Raw genomic sequence first — 22,647 nt, 5'->3', positions numbered from 1 at the left:
ACACATTTTACCTAACTGGTGGTATACTTTTCAATTATTTTAGTGGACTACTTTTCAATTATATTATACATACCATAACAAAAGAAATCAAAGACCTTATCCGTATTCTTCTTTCCTTTGAAGTTCTCAATAATGAACAATGGTATGTCTAACAGTGGAATATGGCATTCAGTCGTTGTCTTCGTCCTTTCTTTATAAATCCATTTATATCCGCTTTTGTCCGTTCTGATATCAGACCACTTCAAATTATAAATATCTGCGTAAGCTAATCCGGTAAAGACTGAAAAAATGAATAAATTTCGCACCTTATTTACATTCTTCACGGGATGAGGTTTTGCCAATATCGCATTCAAATCTTCCCTCGGAATCCAACGGCGAGAAGACTTTCTTCCATCGGCATAGAATCGTCGGACGGGATTACGATAGATTATTTCCTTATTAACTGCACGTTCGATTGTATGTTTCAAGAAACGAACATAATTCTGAATGGAATAAGTTGAGAAATTACGGACAGTAAGCAGATAGAAGTGATAATCTTCCATGAACTGTTTATTGATTCGGGAGAACTCAACGTCATCAATACCATATTTATACTTTAGGAAATCACGGATAACATTATATGCATTCCCATATCTGTAATAGGTTTTTTGGGCGTGGGTAATCCCAATACCATTTTTTATTTCTTCTTTCATCAGGTCAAATTCTTTCAAGAGCGTAACCTCATTCGTTCCTATACCTTGAATGGTGTTTTTGATGCCATCAGCCGTAACATATCCGCTGCGTTCAATGTCTTTTTGGTAAGACAGTCCTATTTCCCTTTTCAGTTCATCCAACCGGAGATTGATACGTCTGCATTCGTTCCCTTTTCCCGAACAGCAGCCCTCTTTTGGATTCCAGAACTTTGGCTCGATTTCTTCTTTTGCACTATACTGAACGACTTTCCCGTCAATAGTAATACGTCCCATGATTGGGCATTTACCGTTTTTCTTTATTTTCTGTCGGTTGATGTAGAATAATATCTTGAATGTACTTCTCATTTCTTTATTGTATTAGTTGATTAGAATATATTTGCCATTGATTTTCTCGGATAATACCAGAATATCTTTCAGTATTTTATCTGTTGATACTTCTGCGTAAGTTTGAGTTGTCGTAATATCCTGATGTCCCAGCATTTTACTGACCGTCTCAATCGGAACTCCCTCTGATAGCGTGATTAAACTTGCGAACGTATGGCGGCTCATATGGTAGGAGAGATTCCGATTCAGCTTGCATTGCCTGTCAATCTTTTTAAGATGATTGAGAACGGTTTGGTACTGTGGAACAGGAAATACCTTTCCATCCGTTCTATGGTTTCTATACTTTTCAATCAAGGAAAGGGGGATTTCCATTAAACGGATATTGGATGCGCTACCTGTCTTTTGGCGATGAGTCATTATCCAATAGCTTCCGTCTTCCTGTTTGACGATGTTTTCATACGTTAGATTTTTAACATCTATATAAGCCAATCCGCAAAAGGTCGAGAAAACGAATATATCACGGACAATCACCGTCGTTTCATTGTCAAATACCTCTACCATGATCTTCTCCAAATCTTCCCGACTGATATTGCGATGTTTTATTGTAGAGGATTCCAATTCATAGGAAAAGAAAGGGTCTTTACCTATTATACCTTCATCAATAGCTTCGGATATAGCTTCGCGCATTCGACAAACAGCAAAACTGGTTGTATTGATAGCTAATTTCCGAGTAACACGGAGATAATGGACATATTCTTCAATAAAGGAATACTTCAAGGCTTTGAAGGAAATATCATTCAATTTGTACTTCGTTTGGAGGAATGCGACCAATAAAGAATGGTAATGCTTGTAGCTTGTCAAGGTGCTTAATGCTCTATCCTTTCCTACACGGGCAGCAAGTTTCTCATTCATTTTAGCCATATAAGCACAAAGAGATTCCTGTGCTTCGGCAATACCTTGTACGATGATTTTCAAATCGGTTGCCGTAAAGTCTTTCCCGAGACGTTTCTCCTCATTATAGCGAGAGTAGATGAGTAAGTTTACCTTTTCGATTTTCTTGTTCACATCGTTGGCAAATCCGCTTTTCCCTTTAAGCCTTCCGGCTTTAGCATCCCACAATTCGACATCGGCATCAATCTTTAAGCTGAATTGAGCCATTGTTTTTCCGACATGGATTCGTCCCATGACGGGACAAAGACCGTTTTTCTTTCTCTGATTCTTTTTGAGGTAAAAGAGTACCTTCAGTTCATTTGTCATAACACTCATTTTTTTAGTTTTAAAATTACTTTCAAATGAGTTATTTGAGTTATGAAAAATGAGCGGTCTGCTATCAATGAGCCAAGCGTAGAAGTTATTTCGATACGAATCGCTCAGATTTGCACAATCAGTTATATTCCAATTTAATAGATGGCATTTTGCCGTATTCTGCACCACCCAAAACAGGTAATGACTTGGTAACGGAAAGGCAACGAAAACAACTGATTTTTGCGTTTTTCAGGTTAGGACAGTTTCGGACAACCTCTGCCTATAAGACTAAATATCAACGGGTTCATCCTTTTTCGCATTTAATCACTTTTTTGCAGAATCATAAAAACAAAGATAGCTATCGGGTTAACCCGACAACTATCTCACAAATTATTAATATTTTGCTTAATTAAATCCGTAACACATTTTCAGGATTAGTCTTTATTTTTAGTTATTAATCTAAAGGCTTCTCCAATCTAACAATAGCACAAACTTAATATTTAAAATTTCACATCTGTTTTTTTACCTTTGTAGCTTACAGTTTTTGTTGTACCATCCTGAAGCACAATAGTAAACTTCCTATTTTTCAGCATACCATTATATGCACCTTTTCGATCTCCGATTATTAATTTTCGGGCTGCATCTTCCCAAGTAAACAAAATCTCAGAGTAAGCACCTTTTTCGTAATTGTAATTATCAAATTCATCTTCATATAAGATAAAGCTACCATCAGCTCCAGCATAAACCTTTACTTCAAGATTGTTCCACTTCTTTTCGGTTGAATATTGCACTCTTGGCCCCCAAGGTATAATTGAACCGGCTTTTACATAAAGAGGGACAATATCAATTGGTGCATTTGTCGCAACAGATTGCCCTCCGGCAAAACGTTCGTTAGTCCAAAAATTATACCAGTCGGAACCCTGAGGAAGATAAACCGGCCATGTTCTAGCCTCGTATTGGGTAACCGGAGCAACTAAAAGAGAACGCCCAAACATATACTCATTACCTATATCATGTGTGTTTTTATCCGCCACAAAATCCATAACCAACGGGCGCATAAATGTTCCGTCATTACGACTTACATCCCAAGATGTGCTGTAGATATAAGGTAATAAACGATAGCGTAGATTTATAGCTTTCTCCTGTGCATCGAAACACCATGTCCCTCTGTCCCCAAAGTTCCATATCTCGCGCGGTAGTTCTGTCCCATGCGAACGCATCATAGGACTGAAAACGCCAAACTGCATCCAACGGACATACAATTCCTGATATTCCGGATTTTTCGGTCCTCCATCGCGATTCCATCTACCGGCAAAGAAACCACCTATATCACTGTTCCAGTTAGGTATTCCCATCAATGTAAAGTTCAACGCCGCCGGTATTTGCTTCTCTAGCATATCCCATGTCGACGCCACATCACCACTCCATGTATTAGAACCATAACGTTGCTGCCCTACAAATCCCGAACGGGTAAGAATTACAACACGTTTGTCGCTGTTTTGTGCGCGTTGATTTGTGGCAATTCCTTTATTATGCATCAAGCTATAAGCATTTTTCACACTGCGGTAAGTACCCAAGTGTGTTGGCAGCATATAATCAGATTCTTTTCTATTAATATGATCGGGTTCGGTAGAATCGAGCCACCAACCATCATTACCTATATAACTGAATATTCCTTTATCAAGATAACTCCAGTAAATTTTAAGAGCTTCCGGATTATATACATCATATGGACGTGCACCACTGTTAGGCGGCCATGTATCAAAATTGATAATCATATTTTTACTATCAAATTCTTTACGCTGTTCTGTTTTGGGACCAAATCCCGGCCATGTTACAATAAGTAGCTTTGCATTCAGTTTATGAATCTCATCTGCCCATTTTTTCGGATTGGGGAAGCGCTCAGCATCGAAACTTTGTGAATTCCATGCACTATCGGTTTTATTGTATTCAGGCCAATATCGCCAATCCTGTATCATTACATCGATAGGCACATTCAGTTCTCTATATTTCTTCAGCACCGACAAGTTTTCTTCCTGTGTATGGTAACGCTCCTTACTCTGAAAAAAACCGTAAGCCCATAATGGAAGCATTGGAGCTTTACCCGTCAGATTACGCACTTGAGCAATAACTCCGTCAGGATTTCCACCATACATAAAATAGTAATCGGCGCAATGCCCTATACCTTCAAATGAAAGTTCCTGTGGATTATCATTGAATTTAGATATAGAATAATTATCCCAATATACAGCATACCCTTTTACCGACATGAAGTAAGGAGAATAAGTAAACATGTTTTCGTTCTGCATACGATGGGAAGAATTACGACGATTAAATTTATTATCCATAATTTGCCCCACTCCATAAATTGCTTCATCTTTATCTAGCAAAAAACCCTCTCTTATAGTATAAGATGGTGTTCCAGCATCATCTAAAGGCGAAAATTGGGTACCATAATCCTTATCTGTAAGCAAGGATTTTCCTGCCATATCATAAAAATAAACACCTCCTGTTTGTGAATTTACTTCCACTTGAATAACATCGCTTTTCAGCTTTAGATTATTCCCTTTTTGCTCAAAAGTGACAGATACATTTTCGGGCGATTTAACTACATTCAAACTTTTTTTAGTATATGGAACACCCTGTGGCGTCTTATATACCCTCACTATGTTTGATGAATAAAATTCAACCTGAATATCCAACCCTTGTGTGGAACCTTTTACCCCTTGCGATGTTCTTTCAAAATTTTGGGCTTTTCCACTCATTACTGTAAGCATTGCCAGCAATGCCCAAATACTGTTTTTTGTAATAAATTTCATTTTCATGGTCATTCAATTAGAACTATATTTTTAGTAAAACAAATGTATCGAGCAAGAACAAAAACAAGACAACAACCATGTTGAAACAAATTGTAATTATGTTGATTTTTCACTTTTTCGGCATATATGAGACACCCGGCAACTGCCCCACATTTACACCGACACTATCTAAACAAATTGTGTTACTCAAGACAACTTTATAGATAATTGAAAAAGAATTATTCATTTTTTGAAAACCCTCAAAGTTATATGTGTATAACTTAATTTATATATCAATTTATCCAAAGTATATCAATTATCAACCAAATATATCTTAATGCATTGTATTCTATATTTTTAGCAGATATACGATATTATATTAGTTTGTTTTTATGACAAATCATTTGCCTTTTTTGAACTAATTTTGTTATAAACCTTACTGAAAAAGAACTACCTTTGTCGACTTGTAAAGTACAATATATTATAAAATTTAAATTCTAAATTTATAACATGAAACCTACACTTTTTGTATTGGCTGCCGGAATGGGGAGCCGTTATGGAGGCCTCAAGCAAATGGATGGTCTGGGTCCCAATGGGGAGACTATTATGGACTATTCAATCTACGATGCACTTAGAGGCGGATTTGGAAAAATTGTTTTTGTTATCAGAGAGTCATTCGATAAAGAATTCCGTGAAAAGATTATCTCAAAATACGAAAACCATATTCCCGTTGAAGTTGTATACCAAGAACTAAACAATCTGCCGGAAGGCTTTGAACTACATCCCGACCGTGTAAAACCTTGGGGTACAAACCATGCCGTTATGATGGGTGAGAGTGTTATTAAAGAACCTTTTGCTGTAATTAACGCCGATGATTTTTATGGTCGTGAAAGTTTTGCTATTATCGCAGATTTCCTTAAACAAGTAGAAGGCAAACAAAACCATTATTGTATGGTAGGTTATCGTTTGCATAATACACTTTCGGAAAGTGGCGCTGTGGCACGCGGAGTTTGCGAAGTTGACGCAAATGATTTCCTTAAAACTGTAACTGAAAGAACTCATATTGAAAGAGTTGATGGCGTCATCAAATATAAGGATGCTGAAAATCATTGGTTCGATTTGGGCGAAGATACTCCTGTTTCGATGAACATGTGGGGTTTCACCCCTGATTATTTTGAATATTCGGCTAAATACTTTGTGAAATTTCTTGAAGCCAATATAGGAAATCATAAAGCTGAGTATTTTATACCTTTAATGGTTGACCACCTTATTGAAAACAAGACTGCTGACGTGAAAGTTTTAGATACTCCTTCAAAATGGTTTGGAGTTACTTATTCGGAAGATCGTCCGTCGGTTGTTCAAAAATTAGCTGATTTGGTAGAAAAAGGTGAATACCCTTCTCCTCTTTGGAAATAAAAGTATAAATTTTTGTCAAGGTAAAAAGGCAGTGTGATTTTTCATACTGTCTTTTTTTATTATTGAAAACTCTTGCCTCATTATTTTATGTACTGTTGAGGATATAATTATTTTTGTAATAATCGTTCTCTTTATTCACAAATTCAATTATTTTATCATCTGCACAATTTCCCATATCGCAAACCACATCGAGCAGCTCATTTTCGTTTTGGAAAACTTTTACGCCTACAAATTTAAACACATCGTTACAAATCAACGAATTACATTTTGTTTAAGAAAACTTTACATTTGAATTAACAAACAAGATACTCCCAAAACTTGTTTAATGTATGATTAATTCGTAAAATTGTATTCTTAATAGTAAGAGTAGGAAAAACGGTATATTTTTATTAATCTCCTAACATTATACAGATAAAATGGCTCAGAAAAATTACACTTTTGATCAAGCATACGAAGCTGCGTTAAAATATTTTGACGGAGATGAACTTGCAGCAAAGGTATGGGTAAATAAGTATGCCCTTAAAGATGCTTTGGGAAAGATTTATGAGCAGTCGCCCTTAGATATGCATTGGCGTTTGGCTAATGAAATTGCTCGTATTGAGAAAAACTATAAGAATCCTCTTTCAGCCCAAGAGTTATTCGACTTATTTGATAAATTCAAATATATAGTACCACAAGGTAGCCCTATGACAGGAATAGGTAATAACTTTCAGATTGCATCGTTGTCAAATTGTTTTGTTATAGGATTAGACGGACCAGCAGACTCATACGGAGCTATTATTCACATTGATGAAGAGCAAGTACAATTGATGAAACGCCGTGGAGGTGTAGGACATGACTTATCACATATCCGCCCTAAAGGTTCTCCTGTAAAAAATTCGGCATTGACCTCTACCGGCTTAGTTCCTTTTATGGAAAGATATTCGAATTCGACACGCGAAGTTGCCCAAGACGGACGTCGTGGAGCTTTGATGTTAAGTGTATCTATTCAACATCCCGATTCGGAGTCGTTTATAGATGCAAAAATGACAGAGGGTAAGGTTACCGGAGCTAACGTATCGGTAAAGATTGACGACGAGTTTATGCAAGCTGTTGTTGATAAAACACCTTATGTTCAGAGATATCCTATAGGTTCGGACAACCCCATCTATACGAAAGAAATCAACGCGTCGGATTTATGGGGAAAAATAGTTCATAATGCATGGAAATCGGCAGAACCCGGAGTTTTGTTTTGGGATACGATTATAAAAGAGTCTGTTCCCGATTGTTATGCCGATCTTGGTTTCCGTACGGTTTCTACTAATCCTTGTGGAGAGATTCCTCTTTGTCCGTACGATAGCTGTCGTTTGTTAGCGATAAACCTATATTCGTATGTTGTTAATCCGTTTACAGAAGAGGCGTATTTCGATTTCGACTTATTCAAGAAACATGTACGTTTAGCCCAACGTATAATGGACGATATCATTGATCTGGAGATGGAAAAAATTGATAAAATTCTCCTGAAAATTGATGAAGACCCCGAATTGGAAGAGGTTAAAACAACTGAACGCAATTTGTGGCAAAAAATACGGACAAAAACCCTTCAAGGACGTCGTACCGGTGTTGGCATAACAGCAGAAGGCGATATGATTGCCGGAATGAATTTATGCTACGGCACAGAAGAAGCTACAGATTTTGCCGAGCAAGTACACAAAACACTTGCAATTGAAGCGTATCATTCTTCTATTAAGTTAGCAGAAGAGCGTGGCGCTTTCGAAATATTTGATATAGAAAGAGAAATAAACAATCCGTTTATCAAACGTTTGTGTGATGCCGACCCAACATTACTTGAAGCAATGAGGAAACACGGGCGAAGAAACATTGCATGTTTGACTATCGCGCCAACAGGAACCACAAGTTTAATGACTCAGTCTACATCTGGTATCGAACCAGTATTCTTACCCGTATATAAGCGTCGTCGGAAAGTAAATCCGAATGATGCCCAAGTAAAGGTAGACTTTGTTGATGAAAATGGAGACTCGTGGGAAGAATATATTGTTTTCCATCATCGCTTTGTTACTTGGATGGAGTCGAAGGGGCATTCAACTACAAAAAAATACACAAACGAAGAAATTGATACTCTTGTAGCTGAATCTCCTTACTATAAAGCAACTTCGAATGATGTTGATTGGTTGCAAAAAGTTAAAATGCAGGGTCGCATACAAAAATGGGTAGATCACTCAATAAGTGTAACTATTAACCTGCCTGCCGATGTTTCGGAAGATTTGGTTAACCAACTATATGTTGAAGCTTGGAAATGTGGGTGTAAAGGCTGTACCGTTTATCGCGATGGTTCGCGCGCCGGAGTACTTATTGCTGCTGATGACAAAGATAAAAAAGATGATTGCGATTGTTACGAGCGTCCTCTTATCATACCCTCTCGTCCAAAAGAATTAGAAGCCGAAGTCATTAAGTTTCAGAACAACAAAGAGAAATGGATTGCATTTATCGGATTATTGGATGGACGTCCATACGAAATATTTACCGGATTATTGGATGATGACGAAGGCATTATGTTGCCCAAAAATGTAACTAGCGGGGTTATACTCAAAACTTACAACGAAGATGGTGAGCGAAGTTACGACTTCCAGTTTAAAAACAAACGCGGCTATAAAACCACAATGGAAGGATTGAACAGTAAGTTTAATCCTGAATATTGGAACTATGCCAAACTTATTTCGGGTGTGTTACGTTACGGAATGCCTATCGATCAGGTTGTAAAATTAGTACAAGGGCTTGAACTTGATAGTGAGACTATCAACACATGGAAGAATGGAGTTGAACGTGCCTTGAAGAAATTCTTACCTAATGGTGCCGAAATGAAAGGACAGAAGTGTCCGGTATGTGGTCAGGAAACACTTATCTATCAGGAAGGTTGTTTAAAATGCACCAACTGTGGTGCATCAAAATGTGGATAAAATTTCTATCTAAATAAATTAAACGGGCTATTCGGAAACTTATAGTCCGTTTTTTATTTATACGAATCAGCATTATTGTTTCAGTTTATTAATTCTACCAAAATAGAATTACCAATCAATTAGAATACCTTACAATAAACATTTATTGCAAAACCTGACATACCTGACAGAAATTTACATTTTTCAAATATATGTTCGTAATCTATTGCTTATCGGCAATTGATTTCTATATCACAGATAAATTACAAAAGGGATTCCAATAAATTTATGAATCCCTTCAGTCTATTTTAATATGTACAAAAACTTACTCTGCCAACGCTTTTTTCAAGTTGCTTACAGCTTCTTTTATACTTGACGAATCTTTCAGTAATGTAATAAATTTACTTCCAATAATAGCACCACTTGCATTTGCCTGAGCTGCTTCAAATGTTGCCTTATTCGATATTCCGAAACCAATTAAACGGGGATTACGCAAATTCATCGAATTAATTTTTCTGAAATAAGCCTGCTTTTGATCGTCAAAACTTTTTTGCGCACCTGTTGTCGCCGCCGACGACACCATATAAATAAATCCATCGGTATGTTCGTCAATCAAACGTATACGTTCGTCCGAAGTTTCGGGCGTTATCAGCATTATTATTTTGACACCATATTTATCGGCTATCGGTTTATATTCTTTTATATAATCATCGAACGGAAGATCAGGCATAATTGCCCCGTCGATACCAACCTCGTTACACTTTTTACAAAAAGCCTCGAATCCGTATTGCATAATCGGATTCAAATACCCCATCATTATCAGTGGTATCGAAACATCCTTACGTATATCGGCCAATTGATCGAAAAGGATTTTCAACGACATACCGTTATGTAAAGCAACAGTTCCGCTTGCCTGTATTGTTGGGCCATCTGCCATAGGATCGGAAAAAGGAATACCTACTTCTATTAGGTCAATACCATTAGCTTCAAGTTCTTTTATCACTTCACAAGTATCGTTCAGATTCGGATAACCCGCTGTAAAATATATAGATAAAATATTTTTGTTTTTTTGTTTAAATAATTTTTCAATCCTGTTCATAGCTTTATCTCTTTTATAAATTGTTTCAATAACTGAATATCCTTCGATCCCGGTTCCAGTTCGAAGCGGCTGTTTATGTCAACGCCAAATAGTTTTGGGTGGTTAATCTCCTTTATCTCGTCAACATCTTCAACCGAAATTCCTCCACTAAGCCAAAAAGGAGTGTTTCCTTTATAATGTTCAAGTATCGACCAATCGAATTTTTGCCCCGAACCTCCATGCTGAGATGTTTTGGTATCGAATAAAAAATAGTCGGCAACTCCGTTGTAACTCTCCGTTTTTTTCAGGTCATCCACTTCACTAATACTAAAAGCCTTAAATACAACTGCATGTTTTTTTAGGCTTTGTACCATATCCGTATTTTCGTTTCCATGCAATTGAACCACATTCAGACTATATTTATCTATCGTTTGTAAGACAAAATCACGATCGGCATTTACAAACACCCCTACCCTTTTCTTTCCTTTCGTTAAAGATTGATTCAAATCTAAAGAACTTAGAAGCCCTGCATATCTTGGCGACTTCTCGTAAAAAATAAAGCCTATATAATCGACCGAAAGCTTATCCAACTCTTTTATGTTGTCAGGATATTTCATCCCGCAAACTTTTATTTTCAGTTTCATTGCAATTGCGCTATAAAATCCTCAAGAGCCTTACCCGGATTATTTGTCTTCATAAAGTTTTCGCCCATTAAAAAGCCTTTAAACCCTGCTTGCTGCAAATCAATAACCGTTTGTGGCTGAGAAATTCCACTTTCCGAAATCTTCACAAAATCCGTAGGTATTTTATCTGCAAGATCAAAAGAAACTTGTATGTCGGTAACAAATGTTCCTAAATTACGGTTATTTACCCCTACTACATCCACATATTCATTTATATGATTCAGTTCCTGTTCGTTATGTATCTCTAGTAATACATCTAATCCTAATTGTTTAGCTTTCTGAGCCAATTGTTTTGTTTGCTCTACAGTTAAAGCCGAAGCTATCAGCAATATGGCACTTGCTCCATATTTCACAGCCTGATAGAGCTGATATTCGTCTATAACAAAATCTTTTCTTAGCAAAGGGGTTTGAGTTAAACTTGCTGCTAATTCCAAATCGGCCAACGTTCCTCCGAAAAAATCTATATCAGTAAGTACAGATATTGCACTTGCTCCGTTTTTAGAATATAAAGGAATAACCTCTTCAACCTTAGCTTCTTTAAAAATCCAATCGCGCGAAGGCGAACGACGCTTAAACTCTGCAATAATACCTGTCGAAGATTTTTCGAGAGCCTGCTTAAACGATTTAGGCTTTACAGCATCTTTTATCTGATATTCTAAATCGGATATAGAAATCTGTTGCTTATACTTCTCTACTTCTACTTTTTTATTTGCGATTATTTTATCTAAAATATTCATAGTTAATTACCTTTTTTATTTAATCCTCGTTACGAAATACTTTTATTTTCGAAGAGAGTAAAACAATACAAATACCTGATAATGCAATTATACCGAAAGAGTAACGTAAATTAGTTGCTTGCGAAATATAGCCAATTATAGGAGGTCCCAGCAAAAAACCGAAGAAACTGATACTCGAAACGATAGTCAGAGCCAAACTAACAGATATATTTGTGTGCTTTCCTGCAACGCTATATATAGACGGAACTATACTTGATGTTCCCAAGCCTATAATCATAAAAGCAATTGTTGTTGCTATAATATTAGGTAAAACAGCCGAAATAAACAGACCTATAAAGATTAATGCTCCGCAAACCTGAACAACACGCAACCTGCCCCATCGGCGAATTGCCGAATCGGCAACAAAACGACCGGTTGCCATAGTTATCATAAACGACGCAAAACCTATAGGTACAAGATTAGACGATACTTGCAACACATCCTTAAAATAGACCCCGCTCCAATCGAACATCGAACCTTCGGCTATCATTCCGCAGAATGCAACCAGACCTAAAAAGTAAAGAAACGACTCAGGTTTATTCTTTCTTCGCTTTAGTTTTTCGTCCTCATTCTCAACACTTCTACTTTTCTTTATATCGGGTTGCAAATATCTTACATTTATCAGTATTAATATTATTACTAATACCGACACTATAAGAAAGTGATTATATGTCGTTAATTTTAAATTTATCATTAATAAACCTATTAACGACCCGACAAAACCTGCAAGACTCCATGCCCCATGAAACGAAGACATTATAGACTTTCCATACATATTCTCGACATTCACCCCCTGAGTATTAACTCCTATATTACAAAAATTACCCGCAACGCCAAATAATATAAGACTGAGTATTAAAGTATGTAAGTTGGTCGAAAAACCAATCGCAATAAGAGCCAGCATATAGGCCGGGTAAGCAATGCGCAATATTAAACTACTACCCCAACGTGCTATAACAAAACCCGAAAAAAACATTCCACATAATTGTCCTATGGGAATCATAAAAAGCATTGTTCCCCATGTTGCATCATCCATTGCAAATGCTGCCTTTATATCGGGAATACGACTCGCCCAGCTGGAAAACACAAGTCCCTGACTGAAATAAAGGAAAAAAACTGCCCAACGGATACGTTTCAACGATTGATTGCCATTCATAAACGAGAATAAATCAGGTATTGAATTCTAAAAACTTACTAAACGTTCTTTTTGCATTTCCGCTTTCAATCGATTCACGGGCTTGCGAAATAGCCTCCTCAAACGACAGACTATTATTTATTGTTTGTATAGCTACCGCAGCATTAGCTATAACCGCATTTTTTTGAGCATCGGTAGCCTCGTTATTTATAACGTTGTCAAATATTTTTGACGCTTCTTCGGGCGTATCGCCTCCATTCAGGTCTTCTTCTCGGCAACGCACAAGTCCTACTTCTTCGGGCGAATAGATAATTTCTTGAGTCTTATTAATTACCTTAAAATCGCCAGTAAGCGAAATTTCGTCATACCCATCCAAACCATGAACAATAGAGAAATCGCAATCGGTTTGCTGATACATATAATGATACATTCGCGCCATTTTCAGGTTAAATACCCCCAGAACATTTCGCTTCGGCATTATCGGGTTTACCACGGGGCCCAACATATTAAAAAATGTGCGAACGCCCAAATCCTTACGCACCGGAGCTACTATCTTCAATGCATTATTAAAAAGCGGAGCATGCAGATAAGCTATATTGGTTTTGTCTAACGACTTTTCTAGTTTACTAACATCCGATGTAAATTTAACCCCGTGTTGCTCCATCACATTCGAAGCTCCACTAACAGAGGTTGCCCCATAATTACCATGCTTAGCCACCTTGTGACCTGCCCCTGCAACAACGAAACACGACAAAGTAGATATATTGAACGTATTTTTATTATCGCCTCCTGTACCAACTATATCAATTGGATTGTAAGCTGAAAGTGTATCAACATTCATTCTTAAATCGAGCAAAGCATCGGTAAAGCCCAAAAACTCGTCGATACTTATGCTGCGCATCAGGTATACACTGATAAATGCTGCTATCTGGGCATTATTATATTCACCTGCTGCCATCCGAGTCAAGATATCCTTCGACTCGGAACGGCTCAGATGCTGATGGTTAAATAATCTGTTTAGTATTTGTTTCATGATTGTTTATAATCTTACTTCACCAGTTTCTCCAATGTATCGGTGCTTTTGGCAATCTCTTCGCTGGATAACTCATGGTTGGTCAATTCGCCATCAAAATAACGGTCGTAAGCAGCCATGTCGATAAGTCCGTGCCCCGACAGATTGAAAAGGATTGTTCTCTGACGACCTTCTTCCTTTGCCTTCAATGCCTCCTGAATAGCTGCATAGATGGCATGCGACGATTCCGGCGCAGGAATGATACCTTCTGCTTTAGCAAACAATACACCTGCCTCGAATGTGTCGAGTTGTTTCACATCCACAGCTTCTATATATCCATCTCTTTTCAGTTGGCTGACAATAGTTCCTGCACCATGGTAGCGAAGTCCACCTGCATGAATATTGGCCGGTGCAAAATTATGCCCCAGTGTAAACATTGGCAAAAGAGGTGTATACCCGGCTTCGTCACCAAAGTCATATTCAAACTTACCGCGAGTCAATTTAGGACACGATGCCGGTTCGGCAGCAACAAGGCGCACATCTCTTCCTTCGGTCAATTTATGACGAAGGAACGGAAAGCTTATTCCTGCGAAGTTAGATCCTCCACCAAAGCAACCGATTACAACATCGGGATATTCGCCTGCCATTTCCATTTGTTTTTCGGCTTCCAATCCTATAATAGTCTGATGAAGTGCAACATGATTCAACACACTACCCAGCGTGTATTTACAGTTTGGTGTATTCATTGCCAATTCTATCGCTTCCGAAATAGCTGTACCTAAACTTCCCTGATAGTTAGGATTTTCTGTGATAATTTTACGTCCGGCTTTCGTACTCATACTTGGCGAGGCTATAACTTCGGCTCCGTATGTTTGCATGATTGAACGACGATAAGGCTTTTGATGGTAGCTGATTTTTACCATATAAACAGCCAGATCCAAACCAAAATGGTTTGCAGCATACGACAGAGCAGCCCCCCACTGTCCTGCACCGGTTTCGGTAGTGATATTTGTTATACCCTGCTCTTTGCAATAATATGCTTGTGCTATTGCCGAATTCAGTTTGTGCGAACCCACAGGACTAACACTTTCGTTCTTAAAGTAGATATGAGCCGGAGTATCCAGAGCTTTTTCTAGTCCGTAAGCACGTACCAATGGGGTTGGACGATAATTTTTATACAGTTCGCGTATTGGTTCAGGAATTTCAATCCAACGATCGGTATAATTTAACTCTTGTTTTGCCAATTCGGTTGCAAATATTGGCTCAAGATCGCTTACCTCTAAGGGTTTCTTTGTTGCGGGATGAAGTGGACGCAAAGGCTTGTTTGCCATATCGGCCACAATGTTATACCATTTCTCAGGAATTTCGTTTTCGCTTAAAAGAATCTTTTTGTTCATAGTGCTAGTTATTATTTAATTATTTGTTAGAAAATTTTTTAATATCGTTTTGCCGTCGGGTGTCAACACAGATTCAGGATGAAACTGTACACCATGCACATCGTACTTCTTATGCTTCATCGCCATTATCTGTCCGTTTGCATCAACTGCTGTTATTTCAAAACAATCGGGTAAGTCCTTCGAATCGACTATCCACGAATGATAGCGTCCTATTTCCTGTTGTTTTTCCAAACCATCAAAAATATAATCATTGCCCATAATGTCAGAAGTTGACGATATACCATGATGAACATCTTCGAGATTTATCAAATTCGCCCCGAAAGCCACCCCTATTGCCTGATGCCCAAGACATACACCCAATATGGATTTCGTTTCGGCATATTGTTTTATCAAAGGTAATAACAATCCCGCTTCGGACGGAACACCCGGACCGGGCGACAGTATTATTTTATCGTATTTTTCCACATCAGACAACGAAATTCTATCGTTTCTGAAAACATCTACCTCAGTGTAACCAAGTTCTTTAACTAAATGAACAAGGTTATATGTAAACGAATCGTAGTTGTCAAAAATCAGAATTTTCATATCATTAAGCTTCTTATATCTTTTCTGCAAAATCTATGGCTTTTTTCAAAGCACCCAGCTTATTTTTCACTTCCATCACTTCTGTTTCGGGATTCGATTTGGCTACAATACCACCGCCCGCCTGATAGTAAAGAGTATTGTTTTTACTCAAGAATGTGCGAATTGTTATGGCCTGATTTAAATCGCCGTTGAACCCTATAAAACCTATACATCCACCATAAACGCCGCGCATGTCACCTTCTATATCATCGATAAGCTGCATAGCCCTTACCTTTGGCGCACCCGATAATGTACCTGCCGGAAATGTATCGGCAAAAACCTTTATACTGCTCGTTCCTTTATCTACAGTACCACTAACACGCGACACCAAATGAATTACATGAGAATAGAATTGTACATTCTTATAAAACTCCAATTTTACGTTATGACAATTACGGCTCAAATCGTTACGTGCCAGATCGACTAGCATAACATGTTCGGCATTTTCTTTTTCGTCTTTTAGCAGTTTTTCCGATAATATGCGGTCTTTTTCATCGTCACCTGTACGGAAATATGTTCCTGCAATAGGATCGATAAAAGCTTTCCCCTTCGATACTTTACAATGAGTTTCGGGCGAAGATCCAAATACACGGAACGAGCCAAAATCGAAAAAAAACAAATAAGGCGATGGATTAATGGAGCGTAAAGCCCTATATACATTAAACTCGTCCCCCTTAAACTGTTGGCTAAAACAACGCGATAATACAATTTGGAATACATCGCCACGCCTACAGTGCGAAATTCCTTGTTTTATCATTTCGATATGTTGCTCATCTGTTATGTTTGAGTATTCGCTACCAATGCTAGCGAACGGATATACAGCTATATTGTTATTAAGTAAAACGGTTTCTAAATCGTCCAATTCCGAAACTTCTCCATCCGGAATATTTTCAACTATAACCAGTTCGTTTTTCAGATGGTTAACTACAATAATAAATTTATAAAGAATATAATAGAATTCGGGAACATCGGCATTCTCTAATTTATTGTTATCAGGAGTTACATCTTCAAAGTAACGAATTGCATCGTACGATGTATAACCAAAGAACCCATTCATGCCTGTAGGGTTTTCGCCCTGTATATCGAAATTGTTAATATACTGTTGGAATATATCCGTCAGCCTATCCGAATTTTTCAATATATACTCATCTGATTTTCCATCAGGATATTGTTTGTTTACCCTTTTGTTATTCACAGTAAAACGAGCAATAGGATCGAGCGCAATAAAAGAATATCCATTATCTTCGGAATGGAAATCCGAACTTTCCAACAGAGCCGATTCGGGATAAATATCTCTTATTTTTAAATAGATACCCACAGGAGTTTGAAGGTCGGCAAGTAAAGTCTTTGTATTTACATTTATTTTGTAACCCATTTTAAAAGCCTCCTTCTTCTTTTAAACGAACATAAGTTTCCATGTCCTTATCGCCACGCCCCGAAAGACAAAGTACTACAACGTCATCGGGCTTAAATGTTTTCTTCTTTAAAACTCCTAAAGCATGAGCCGATTCTATAGCAGGAATAATACCCTCCAAGGCTGTCAATTCAAAAGCAGCTTCGATAGCTTCATCGTCATCAATAGCTAATACCTCCGAGCGCCCCGATTTTACAAGATGCGCATGCATAGGCCCTATTCCCGGATAATCCAAACCTGCCGATATTGAATAAGGTTCTTCAATTTGTCCGTCTTCCGACTGCATTATCAGTGTTTTACTACCATGTATAATTCCCTTTTTGCCAAGCTGTATAGTAGCAGCCGACTCGCCTGAATTTACGCCCTTTCCTCCGGCTTCGGCTAGAATTATTTTTACATTAGGTTCATCCAAAAAATGATATACCATTCCGGCAGCATTACTGCCACCTCCAACACATGCTATCACATAGTCTGGTGTTTCACGCCCTTCTTTTTCAAGAAGTTGCTTACGAGTTTCTTCGCTAATAACCGATTGCAGGCGTGCCACCATATCGGGGTACGGATGAGGTCCGACTACTGAGCCAATAATATAATAAGTATCCGACGGATTACAACACCAGTCGCGAATTGCTTCATTAGTTGCATCTTTCAGAGTCATATTTCCACTGGTAACAGGTATTACTGTAGCTCCCAACATTTCCATTTTCTGAACATTCAGATGTTGACGTTCAATATCAGTTTTTCCCATATACACCACACATTCCATATTCATCAGTGCACAAACTGTAGCTGTTGCAACGCCATGTTGTCCGGCTCCGGTTTCGGCAATAATACGGGTTTTACCCATACGACGTGCTAATAATATTTGCCCAATTGTATTATTTATTTTGTGTGCCCCCGTGTGGTTCAAGTCTTCCCGCTTTAAATATATTTTGCATCCGTATTTATCCGATAACCTTCGGGTTAAATACAAAGGAGTCGGACGTCCTACATAATCGCGTAATAAATCGTTATATTCTTTTTGAAACAATTCATCATCCAATATTTTCAGATATGCATTTTTCAAATTCTCAACATTATCGTATAATATTTCAGGAATATATGCACCCCCAAATTCTCCGTAAAAACCGTTTTCGTCTACTCTAAATTTTTCCATTTATATATTTCTTTTATTTTTTGCCACACTAAAAAAGAAAAAGCCTACCGTGAGAACGATAGGCTTTATGTATTATTATAATAAACTTTCTTTTTTATACATACCTAGAACGGCTCACGACTTTTGAAGTTGTAAGCACCACCACCAATATGTATTTGTCAATTGAAAATTCATTTCCTGTATCTTTTTGATAATGCAAAATTAAAAAAAAATCAGAACATACAAATAAATAGCTGAATATTTTTTATTTTATTCTACAATCTTTATTCCGTAAAACTATACTCTCGTTAACCTTTGCATTTTCACAACACTCGTACCTCAGTCACAATATCTTACTCATTACCCTGCCACTTCATGCATATATTATAATGCACTACCCCAATAAATACCAAGCCATACTGCTGTTATGCCTAAAACAACACTCGCCAATATATATATAACCATTGTTGCGATATGATTGTATTCGAGCAAATTCAGATTCTCCAACGCAAATGTAGAGAAAGTTGTATAACCACCACAAAAACCTGTTATTAATAACAATTTCAGATTTGCATTTACAGGAAAGTGTCCTGCCAATAGCCCCGACAAAAGCCCTATCAGAAAGCATCCTAATATATTAACGAAAAATGTAGCTATGGGAAAACTACCAACATAAAATTTTGCAGTATAAAAAGACACTATATAGCGCAAAATACTTCCAATACCACCCCCCAAACCAACAAACAATACCTGTTTTAACATCTCTTTATATCAACAATTATCAATATCTGACTAAAACCTCACTTTATGTAATAGTAATGTATACAAACTTACCAAAATATCTGACTTATTTGCAATATTTAAAAGATAAAAGATTATATTTGCAGGCTCGGAAGCTTGTGTATATGGAAAACAACCACTTCTTATGTGTCAATCGCCAATATGCAGCATCGGGTAATGTTTAAAGCAAAATATTGTAAATTAAACAAATAATAACCATTAAAATAATAAAGTAAAATCTAAAATGCAAAACAAAGGATTTGTAAAGGTTTTTGCCGTTTTATTGACGTTGGTTTGTCTTTATTACTTGTCTTTTACTTTTGTAACCAGACACTATGAAAACAAAGCCAAAGAATATGCCAACGGCGACCTGAAGGCAGAGAGTCAATATCTTGACTCGTTAGCAACGGAAGTTGTATACCCTATTTTCGGTTACACTTTAAATGAGTGTAGAGATAAAGAAATCGGTTTAGGACTGGATCTTAAAGGTGGTATGAACGTTATTCTCGAAGTAGATGCTTCGGCAGTATTACGCTCGCTAGGTAACGAAGACGACCCTCAGTTCATTCAGGCTTTGCAAGAAGCTTCGGCTGAAAACCAAAAAGGTAGTAGCAAAGATTTCCTTACTCTTTTTGTAGAAAAATATCAAGCGATAAACAGCAATGCACGTTTAGCTAACGTATTTAGCTCGAAAGTAGCCGATATTGAATCTACTGACGATAACAACAAAGTTAAAGATGTTCTGGAAAGAGAGCTCAAAGGTGTAACTGACAATTCGGTGAATGTACTTCGTACGCGTATCGACGGATTTGGTGTTGTTGCTCCTAATATTCAAAAACTACAAAACAGGTCTGACCGTATTCTCATTGAGCTTCCGGGTATAAAAGACCCCGAACGTGTAAAAAAACTACTTCAGGGAAGTGCAAATCTCGAATTCTGGAAAACATATAGCCAATCAGAGGCCCAACAGTATATAACCAATCTGGATATAAAGTCGGGAGAGCTTTTAATATTGGCAAACAAATCGGTATCCGATTCTACTCAAACAGATTCTATTAAAGTTCAGTCTGTAAAAGATTTAGGATTTAATAAAAATATTCAGGCTTACTTTGCTAAACCTGAACAATTGCAAGATCCGAAGAAAGAATATGCAGTAGGAGGAGCAGCATTCGCTTTAGTTCATAAAAATGATACTGCAGCCGTTAATGCTATCATCGCTCGTTTTAAAGATGCATATCCCAGCGATTTGAAATTTAAATGGGGCTTTAAACCAACCGATAAAAAAGAAACTTACTTCCAACTTTACACTTTACGTGGCGACGGAACTAAAAAAGGTCCGGCTTTAGATGGCGATGTTATTGTTTCGGCTAAAGCAGACCAAGTTGCTGACGGAGGTTCGGCCTGGGGTGTTAGCATGCAAATGAACTCTACCGGTGCTAAAAGATGGGCTAACATCACAGATATTGAAGCCAAGAAGAAAAACGATCCTAACTTAGGTCAGCCGGGAGCTATAGCAATCGTACTTGACGGATCGGTATACTCTGCACCTAGTGTTCAAAACAAAATTGAGGGAGGAAATTCTCAAATTACCGGAAACTTTACTGTCCAAGAAGCTAAAGACTTGGAGAATGTATTGAAATCGGGTAAAATGAAAGCAGGAATCCGCATCATACAAGAAGATATAGTTGGTCCATCACTTGGACAAGAAGCTATCAACTCGGGTGTTATATCCTTTATTATTGCTCTTATTGTACTAATGATATACATGTGCTTGGCTTACGGATTTATTCCGGGTATGATTGCCAACGGCGCATTGATTCTTAACCTATTCTTTACGATGGGTATACTTGCATCGTTCCATGCTGTAATGACATTGCCCGGTATTGCCGGTCTTGTACTTACTTTAGCTATGGCTGTTGACGCGAATGTACTTATTTACGAACGTACCAGAGAGGAAATAAGAGGAGGTAAAAGTATTCGTGCTGCAGTGATGGATGGTTACAAACATGCTTTCTCTGCAATTTTCGATGCCAACCTTACTTCAATCATAACTGCTGCTATACTTATATATTTCGGTACAGGACCAATAAGAGGTTTTGCAACCACTTTAATTATAGGTATTTCTGCATCGTTCTTTACTGCTGTATTTATGACTCGTTTGGTTTACGAATGGGGATTCTCGAAAGGTAAATTTACAAACTTAACTTTCTGTACATCCATTACTAAAAACCTGCTGGTTGACACTAAATACAACTTCTTAAAAGCAAGTAAGAAAGCTATTATCATTTCGCTAGCCGTTATCGTTGCCGGAATAGCCTCTATATTTACTTTAGGGCTTAACCAAGGTATTGATTTCACTGGTGGACGTAACTATGTAGTACGCTTTGACGAGCCTATTAAAACAGCTCAGATGGAGCAAACACTTATACCATCGTTCGAAGGAGCTACTGTTCGTGTTATTACAATAGGATCAAGCAATCAGGTTCGTATTACAACCAACTACAAAATTGATGATAAAGGCGAGGATGTTGAACTTGAAATAAGAGAAAAATTAAACAGCGCACTTAAAGGTTATATGAAACCGGGAGCTTCTATTGACGAGCATATTCAAAGTTCTCAGAAAGTTGAAGCTAGTATGGCTAAAGATATGCAAGTTGATGCAACGTTTGCTGTTATTGCTGCAATTATCTGTATGGCTTTATACATCCTTATCCGTTTCCGCGACCTTGCATTCTCTATAGGTACATTTGCTGCTGTTGCGCACGATGCTGCAATAGTTATATTTATCTACTCATTCTTCCATAAGATAATGCCATTCTCTATGGAGGTAGACCAAACATTTATAGCTGCAGTACTTACGGTTGTGGGTTATTCGATTAACGATAAGGTTGTAATTTTCGACCGTGTTCGTGAATTTAGAAAACTATACCCAAAACGCGACTCATTCAGTATAATGAACGAATCGTTGAATACTACCATCACACGTACATTAAATACAACTCTAAGTTCTATGATTGTTGTATTATGTATCTTCATCTTAGGTGGCGAAACAATCCGTAGTTTTACCTTCGCATTGTTTATCGGTATTTTCTTAGGTAGCTATTCTTCGCTATTCATTGCAAGCCCTATTGCTTACAAAATGTTGGCAAAGAAAGATCACAAAGAGGATAAAAAATAAATATACTGGTATATTATAAAAATA

Annotated in this window: 17 protein-coding genes; 3 read left to right on the top strand and 14 right to left on the bottom strand. The window is 37.5% G+C overall.

Annotated elements, in window-relative coordinates:
* Positions 1-47 precede the first annotated feature (47 nt).
* From D0T53_RS11540 to D0T53_RS11530, 3 genes are all read right to left on the bottom strand, one after another.
* Positions 48-1,037 carry a phage integrase SAM-like domain-containing protein gene (locus tag D0T53_RS11540; RefSeq protein WP_163268039.1) on the bottom strand — a complete coding sequence of 330 codons (990 nt, stop codon included), beginning with the start codon at positions 1,035-1,037 and terminating at the stop codon, positions 48-50.
* A gap of 12 nt (positions 1,038-1,049) precedes the next feature.
* On the bottom strand, positions 1,050-2,273 hold the full coding sequence (locus D0T53_RS11535) for a site-specific integrase (RefSeq protein WP_163268037.1): 1,224 nt from the start codon (positions 2,271-2,273) through the stop codon (positions 1,050-1,052).
* A 488-nt stretch (positions 2,274-2,761) separates the two neighbouring features.
* Positions 2,762-5,086: a TIM-barrel domain-containing protein gene (locus D0T53_RS11530; protein WP_370457826.1), complete on the bottom strand. Its 2,325-nt coding sequence runs from the start codon at positions 5,084-5,086 to the stop codon at positions 2,762-2,764.
* 483 nt (positions 5,087-5,569) lie between these two features.
* Between D0T53_RS11530 and D0T53_RS11525 the strand changes: the two genes are divergently transcribed.
* On the top strand, positions 5,570-6,475 hold the full coding sequence (locus D0T53_RS11525; protein ID WP_163268033.1) for a sugar phosphate nucleotidyltransferase: 906 nt from the start codon (positions 5,570-5,572) through the stop codon (positions 6,473-6,475).
* A gap of 85 nt (positions 6,476-6,560) precedes the next feature.
* On the opposite strand, the gene D0T53_RS11520 is transcribed toward D0T53_RS11525, so the two are convergent.
* Positions 6,561-6,731: a hypothetical protein gene (locus D0T53_RS11520; RefSeq protein ID WP_221411534.1), complete on the bottom strand. Its 171-nt coding sequence runs from the start codon at positions 6,729-6,731 to the stop codon at positions 6,561-6,563.
* Positions 6,732-6,891: 160 nt separating this feature from the next.
* On the opposite strand from D0T53_RS11520, the gene D0T53_RS11515 reads away from it, so the two are divergent.
* Positions 6,892-9,432, top strand: a complete 2,541-nt coding sequence (locus D0T53_RS11515) for an adenosylcobalamin-dependent ribonucleoside-diphosphate reductase (protein WP_163268029.1) — start codon at positions 6,892-6,894, stop codon at positions 9,430-9,432.
* 304 nt (positions 9,433-9,736) lie between these two features.
* Here the strand turns inward: D0T53_RS11515 and trpA are convergent, their stop codons facing one another.
* The 10 genes from trpA to crcB all read right to left on the bottom strand — a co-directional run bounded on the left by trpA (position 9,737) and on the right by crcB (position 19,427).
* Complete coding sequence (gene trpA / locus D0T53_RS11510; protein ID WP_163268027.1) at positions 9,737-10,510, bottom strand: tryptophan synthase subunit alpha; 774 nt, start codon at positions 10,508-10,510, stop codon at positions 9,737-9,739.
* Positions 10,507-11,133 carry a phosphoribosylanthranilate isomerase gene (locus D0T53_RS11505; RefSeq protein ID WP_255489442.1) on the bottom strand — a complete coding sequence of 209 codons (627 nt, stop codon included), beginning with the start codon at positions 11,131-11,133 and terminating at the stop codon, positions 10,507-10,509. The genes trpA and D0T53_RS11505 overlap by 4 nt, the downstream gene beginning before the upstream one ends.
* The gene (gene trpC / locus D0T53_RS11500) at positions 11,130-11,909 is read right to left on the bottom strand and encodes an indole-3-glycerol phosphate synthase TrpC (protein WP_163268025.1); all 780 of its coding nucleotides are present in this window, start codon (positions 11,907-11,909) and stop codon (positions 11,130-11,132) included. Before trpC ends, D0T53_RS11505 begins: the two co-directional genes overlap by 4 nt.
* 19 nt (positions 11,910-11,928) lie before the next feature.
* A complete protein-coding gene (locus D0T53_RS11495; RefSeq protein ID WP_163268023.1) occupies positions 11,929-13,104 on the bottom strand; it encodes an MFS transporter in 1,176 nt (391 codons plus the stop codon).
* 13 nt (positions 13,105-13,117) lie between these two features.
* Complete coding sequence (gene trpD, locus D0T53_RS11490; protein WP_163268021.1) at positions 13,118-14,116, bottom strand: anthranilate phosphoribosyltransferase; 999 nt, start codon at positions 14,114-14,116, stop codon at positions 13,118-13,120.
* Between the two features lie 14 nt (positions 14,117-14,130).
* On the bottom strand, positions 14,131-15,492 hold the full coding sequence (locus tag D0T53_RS11485; protein ID WP_163268019.1) for a TrpB-like pyridoxal phosphate-dependent enzyme: 1,362 nt from the start codon (positions 15,490-15,492) through the stop codon (positions 14,131-14,133).
* A 15-nt stretch (positions 15,493-15,507) separates the two neighbouring features.
* Positions 15,508-16,077, bottom strand: coding sequence for an aminodeoxychorismate/anthranilate synthase component II (locus tag D0T53_RS11480; protein WP_163268017.1), 570 nt, complete (start codon positions 16,075-16,077; stop codon positions 15,508-15,510).
* A 13-nt stretch (positions 16,078-16,090) separates the two neighbouring features.
* Positions 16,091-17,491 (bottom strand): anthranilate synthase component I family protein, encoded by a 1,401-nt coding sequence (locus D0T53_RS11475; RefSeq protein WP_163268015.1) that lies wholly within the window; start codon positions 17,489-17,491, stop codon positions 16,091-16,093.
* A gap of 1 nt (position 17,492) precedes the next feature.
* Positions 17,493-18,686 (bottom strand): tryptophan synthase subunit beta, encoded by a 1,194-nt coding sequence (trpB, locus tag D0T53_RS11470; protein WP_163268013.1) that lies wholly within the window; start codon positions 18,684-18,686, stop codon positions 17,493-17,495.
* A gap of 363 nt (positions 18,687-19,049) precedes the next feature.
* Positions 19,050-19,427 carry a fluoride efflux transporter CrcB gene (crcB, locus tag D0T53_RS11465; protein ID WP_163268011.1) on the bottom strand — a complete coding sequence of 126 codons (378 nt, stop codon included), beginning with the start codon at positions 19,425-19,427 and terminating at the stop codon, positions 19,050-19,052.
* Between the two features lie 262 nt (positions 19,428-19,689).
* Between crcB and secDF the strand changes: the two genes are divergently transcribed.
* Positions 19,690-22,623 (top strand): protein translocase subunit SecDF, encoded by a 2,934-nt coding sequence (secDF, locus tag D0T53_RS11460; RefSeq protein ID WP_163268009.1) that lies wholly within the window; start codon positions 19,690-19,692, stop codon positions 22,621-22,623.
* Positions 22,624-22,647 lie beyond the last annotated feature (24 nt).

It is taken from the genome of Dysgonomonas sp. 216 (assembly GCF_010501065.1).
Lineage (GTDB): Bacteria > Bacteroidota > Bacteroidia > Bacteroidales > Dysgonomonadaceae > QVMM01.
Note: the sequence above shows the minus strand (reverse complement) of the source record. Positions and strands in the feature narration are given on the sequence as shown.